The 4,099-nt window shown below is 54.3% G+C and carries 7 protein-coding genes and 4 other RNA genes; all 11 read right to left on the minus strand.

Annotated features, from left to right (window positions below; genetic code table 11):
- Positions 1-194: hypothetical protein (locus VH187_RS05645; protein ID WP_329700514.1), on the minus strand; the 194-nt coding region annotated here is incomplete at its 3' end.
- Between the two features lie 25 nt (positions 195-219).
- Positions 220-287, minus strand: an RNA gene (locus VH187_RS05650) — hammerhead ribozyme type II.
- A gap of 236 nt (positions 288-523) precedes the next feature.
- Positions 524-1,213, minus strand: coding sequence for a hypothetical protein (locus tag VH187_RS05655; RefSeq protein WP_329700515.1), 690 nt, complete (start codon positions 1,211-1,213; stop codon positions 524-526).
- Positions 1,214-1,244: 31 nt separating this feature from the next.
- Positions 1,245-1,317, minus strand: an RNA gene (locus tag VH187_RS05660) — hammerhead ribozyme type II.
- A 174-nt stretch (positions 1,318-1,491) separates the two neighbouring features.
- The gene (locus VH187_RS05665; protein ID WP_329700516.1) at positions 1,492-1,740 is read right to left on the minus strand and encodes a hypothetical protein; all 249 of its coding nucleotides are present in this window, start codon (positions 1,738-1,740) and stop codon (positions 1,492-1,494) included.
- A complete protein-coding gene (locus VH187_RS05670) occupies positions 1,740-1,934 on the minus strand; it encodes a hypothetical protein (protein WP_329700517.1) in 195 nt (64 codons plus the stop codon). Before VH187_RS05670 ends, VH187_RS05665 begins: the two co-directional genes overlap by 1 nt.
- A 92-nt stretch (positions 1,935-2,026) precedes the next feature.
- Positions 2,027-2,347, minus strand: coding sequence for a hypothetical protein (locus tag VH187_RS05680; protein WP_329700518.1), 321 nt, complete (start codon positions 2,345-2,347; stop codon positions 2,027-2,029).
- 23 nt (positions 2,348-2,370) lie between these two features.
- Positions 2,371-2,444, minus strand: an RNA gene (locus tag VH187_RS05685) — hammerhead ribozyme type II.
- A gap of 5 nt (positions 2,445-2,449) precedes the next feature.
- Positions 2,450-2,800 carry a winged helix-turn-helix domain-containing protein gene (locus tag VH187_RS05690; protein WP_329700519.1) on the minus strand — a complete coding sequence of 117 codons (351 nt, stop codon included), beginning with the start codon at positions 2,798-2,800 and terminating at the stop codon, positions 2,450-2,452.
- A gap of 431 nt (positions 2,801-3,231) precedes the next feature.
- Positions 3,232-3,687, minus strand: coding sequence for a hypothetical protein (locus tag VH187_RS05695; protein WP_329700520.1), 456 nt, complete (start codon positions 3,685-3,687; stop codon positions 3,232-3,234).
- A 25-nt stretch (positions 3,688-3,712) separates the two neighbouring features.
- Positions 3,713-3,780, minus strand: an RNA gene (locus VH187_RS05700) — hammerhead ribozyme type II.
- Positions 3,781-4,099: the final 319 nt, after the last annotated feature.

Genomic DNA, 4,099 nt, shown 5'->3' on the forward strand with positions numbered 1-4,099 from the left:
CCTTGCTCATCTTCCTCCTGGAGGTAAGTGTCCTTCGACACTTCCATCAACCAGTCGGGGAGCATGCCAATGTGTTCCTCCACGAGCTTGTGAAGTTCATCGAGCGTGGGAATCTCCTTTTCAGGTTCCACTACGATGATGGCAGAGTTTTCACCCTTGCCTTCGTACTTCAGCAGTTGGTAGGAATATGACAATGTTACTCCTTGCGTTGAGTGTGAGTTGACTATGCTCTTCAGTGCCGGTTCGTCACGCCGACAGACGGGACCAATGAAGGTCCCGTTTCGCTACATGGTCAACGTTGCTTGCAGTGCATCAGCACATGCGCGCAGCGTGTCAATTGCCGAGGAGACTTCTGCTTCAAGTATCCTCAACTTGGCCACTTCCTCCTGGTAGCGTTCACACTTCTCTACCAGTTCTTTGTGGCTCAGATTTGACAACCCATCGGCCATGTCACTAAGTCCCGTAGAACCAGTCAGCAATCCTGACCCATAGCCTACGAACCTTTCGCTTCATTGTTCACCTCCTAGGACTGGTCGAGGTACGACTCCACGTCGTTGGCCACGAAGTCCTTGACCACACTTCTGGCATGGTCAGTGAACCCTTTGATGAACGAGGCCACGTACTGACTGACGACACGGTCCAGGTCGAAGCTGGCCATCTCGCCGTAGGTCTCGTCATCGAGGTTATCGTCGAGGTAACCCAGGAGTGACTCCTTGGTCAGGCAGTCCACCGCAGTGTCCTTACCGTCTGCCAAGCCGTGCTTCACTGCCAGTTCGATTATTCCAGCGAACGGGTCTGGCACGTCATCGTCTTCTTCCTGGTCCTCGGTGTCGTCATCGTCGTCTTCCACTTCGGTGTCCTCATCTTCTGACTCATCCACCTCAGTGTCATCCTCGTCCACCTCTTCATCTTCCTCCTCAGGCTCATCGGCCTGGTCAGGAAGTGCCTTGAGGCAGGGGAACAAGTAGATGTCATCGTACTCACGCCAGTCAGGCGTGGTACCACGATCTCGTTCCTCCTCTGTCATGTGGTCATCGTACAACCACTCGACAATCTCCTGCCGACTGTCAGCCTCAATGGCCATACGGTTCTCGGGGCGATAAGCAGGCTCGCGCCGCTTCATCTTGTCGAGGTCACCGCAGTCAGCAGTGTGGACATGGAACTGACCCTTCGTCTGGTTCACCAGATTCGGGCCACAAATGACAACGTCCATATGTATACTCCTTGTGAGTTGAGTGTTGTATATTTGGCTTTGCTCATCAGTATGTGACTAGCCAGGTCACATAGACGCCCCACAACCAGTGGGACGTTTCGCTCATGCAGGAATCTGCCGTGTGACCTTGATGGTCGTTGGCTTCCCGTATGCTGAACTCGTAATGACACTTTTGAGATACGCAAGCGTATCCGTTTGTGACATCTTCTGCCTGACCTCGTAGTCAAACTCAGGCTCGGTCCAGTTCACTTCAATGTCATAGACTGACCGTTCACCCATCAGCCGCCCGACACCTTCACTTCGAAGTGCAGCGAGGGGTAAGTACCCTCTTTGTGCTTGCACCTGATCATGAACGTAGTCCTGGTCAAGCCGCGTTGCACTTCGAAGTCGTAGTTATCGAGTGCCATTTGGCTTTCAGGCAAGTCCTCGCCTGCTTGGCCAACGAGGTAACTTTCGACTGCCACCTCGACAGCGCCGACCAGTGCCCTGCGGACCTCAACGATCTCTGCGTGGACTGACTTGGCCATTACATGTCCCTCAGCAGTTCACTCAGCTGGGCAATACGGTTGTTGAGCCCAATACGGTCAGGGTCCTGGTCACCCCAGCTCTTCGAGTTCTCACTGTAGAACTCACGAAGGTCTTGGAGGTACACTTCCAGGCAGGACCGCATGAAGCGGTACTTGTCCGGTAGCATCTCGAACTTCACAATTGCCATTGGCATTGTGCAGTACTCCTTGTAGTTGAGTGTTAGCTATGCTCATCAGTACACATTCGCTAGGTGTGTAGACGTTCACCGAAGTGAACGTTTCGCTACTACGGTGCTTCTACTGCACCCTTCTGCCGTACAGGCAGTACCACGTTGTCATCCCCTCGTTGACCAGCGCGCTTGACGCTGAACTCGATGGGCTCAATCCACTCGATGGATTTCACATCGATGTGGCTAGTGCCAGCCTTGGGCCGGTACGAGATGATTGCCTGGTCCTTGTAGGCATCGGTTTTCCGCCCTACGAACACCGCAGTGCATGTCCAGCGGTACCACCTACCATTGCCTGACTGCTGCTTGTAGGTGAACTCGACCAGGTCTCCTTCGCGCAGTGCCTTCAAAGCATTCTGCGCGTCGAAAACTTCGGGCATATGTTACTCCTTGTGTGAGTGTTAGTTGGCAGGCTCATCAGTGCACGGTTGCCAGTTCGTGCAGACGTTCCCCTATGCTAGCGGGAACGTTTCGCTTGTGTCCTACGCGACCAGTTCCTTCCAGTCGCGCTTGACATGGTAGACGTAGTTGGGCTTGATGTCCAACTCGTCAGCGATGTCCGCCACTGACACGCCCTCGTCCAGGAGGTCCATGATGATCTCCCGACGAGTGGGCTCACTGCTGGTCTGCTTGGTGGCCTTCTTGGTCGAGGCCTTCCGGGTAGTGGCCTTGGGGGCCTTGGTGGACTTGCGAGTGGAACGCCGTGACTTCGGGGCGTCCACGATCTCGTGCTCCTGCACGAGTGCCACCAGGTCCTCTCGGGCCTCAGTGAGCCGCTCGATCTCCGCGTCCAGCTTGGAGATGGCAGTGGTGATAATGCTGGTGGAATCCATTGAAGATTCCCTCCTTGTGTTTGAGTGTGAGTATGTAGTACTCGGTTGACTATGCTCTTCAGCGACCGGTCGTCACTCGGTCGGACGTTACCCTTTGATGGGTAACGTTTCGCTAGTGTCGTTTCGATTCAGGGTGTGACTCGTGGTACGTAGCAAGCGCTAGGCCTGACCGTGCAGCGATGCGGAGTTCCGGGCCACCAAAGCCCAGTTCACCACATCCCTTCCACAAGTCACAGTCCCATTCGTCGAACATGCCATGGTTGAGGTATCCAAGTACCTCTTCTGCCAACATGTCATCGTTCGACATGGCAGTCAGAATCTCAATGGCATTCAATGGGTTACTCCCTTGAGTGTGAGTTTGACTATGCTCATCAGCAAGTGAACGTCACTTCACTTGGACGTCCACAACCAATGGCTGTGAACGTTTCGCATTACGGAATGAGTACTTCGAAGGCCTTTTCGATCAGCCGTCGCCGATGGGACAAGTAGTCCAGTGTGGCAACAGCGTCGCCCTTCTTGGTACTGCCATCAGGCGCTTCATCGTAGTACTTCATGGTCCTGTTAGTGTGGGCACTAACGCGGTCCATGTCACCTTGCCAGGCACCGAGCATCTCATCGGTGGACAAGTCAGTGACCAACTCGATCTCGGTGATCGGGATGATGGTCGGGCGGTCGTGACCGATGAAGGCCACTCTGTGCGACTTGCCAGTAGTCGGTTCCGTCTTGCCCATAGGGGTGCGACGGTGATCGTCCACATCCAGTACTGTACCGAGCTTACCTATGGTCTTGTAATAACCACAAGCGCTCGGACGGGACTGGCACAAGCTGCACTTCTCTGTGTCGTGAGTGCACCTTACGGTGTCACCCACTGAAAACACAGGGGTCATGGGTTACTCCTTGTGTGAGTTGAGTGTGACTGTGCTCTTCAGTACCGATTCGTCACATCGGTAGACGTGCCAACAATGTGGCACGTTTCGCTATACCCAGCAGTGGCAAGGTTCGGGGCCGCCACATGCCATACATGGCACGTACGGTTCGGAGTCAATCAGCTCCTGTCCACCGTTCTTCAACCAGGCCTTTTCCTCTTGGTCCCAACGAGCCATATCCGAATCCACTTTGGCGTTGCGAATGTCCTCTTGGAACCGACAAGGACCGCAAATCATGAGGTCATCCCAGTTCCAGGGCTCGATGCCACCGACGTTGATTACTCGCACGTCGAATTGGAACTTGTGGCAAACGTCACAGGGTTCCAGCACATCGCCCCGTGTGTGACTATAGTCACGCATTAGGTTTACTCCT

The organism is Scandinavium sp. (assembly GCF_036271055.1).
GTDB lineage: Bacteria > Pseudomonadota > Gammaproteobacteria > Enterobacterales > Enterobacteriaceae > Scandinavium.

Coding starts and splice junctions, on each gene's coding strand:
- VH187_RS05665 (WP_329700516.1), bottom strand. CDS start 1,740: ATGGCCAAGTCAGTCCACGCAGAGATCGTTGAGGTCCGCAGGGCACTG.
- VH187_RS05670 (WP_329700517.1), bottom strand. CDS start 1,934: ATGCCAATGGCAATTGTGAAGTTCGAGATGCTACCGGACAAGTACCGC.
- VH187_RS05655 (WP_329700515.1), bottom strand. CDS start 1,213: ATGGACGTTGTCATTTGTGGCCCGAATCTGGTGAACCAGACGAAGGGT.
- VH187_RS05695 (WP_329700520.1), bottom strand. CDS start 3,687: ATGACCCCTGTGTTTTCAGTGGGTGACACCGTAAGGTGCACTCACGAC.
- VH187_RS05680 (WP_329700518.1), bottom strand. CDS start 2,347: ATGCCCGAAGTTTTCGACGCGCAGAATGCTTTGAAGGCACTGCGCGAA.
- VH187_RS05690 (WP_329700519.1), bottom strand. CDS start 2,800: ATGGATTCCACCAGCATTATCACCACTGCCATCTCCAAGCTGGACGCG.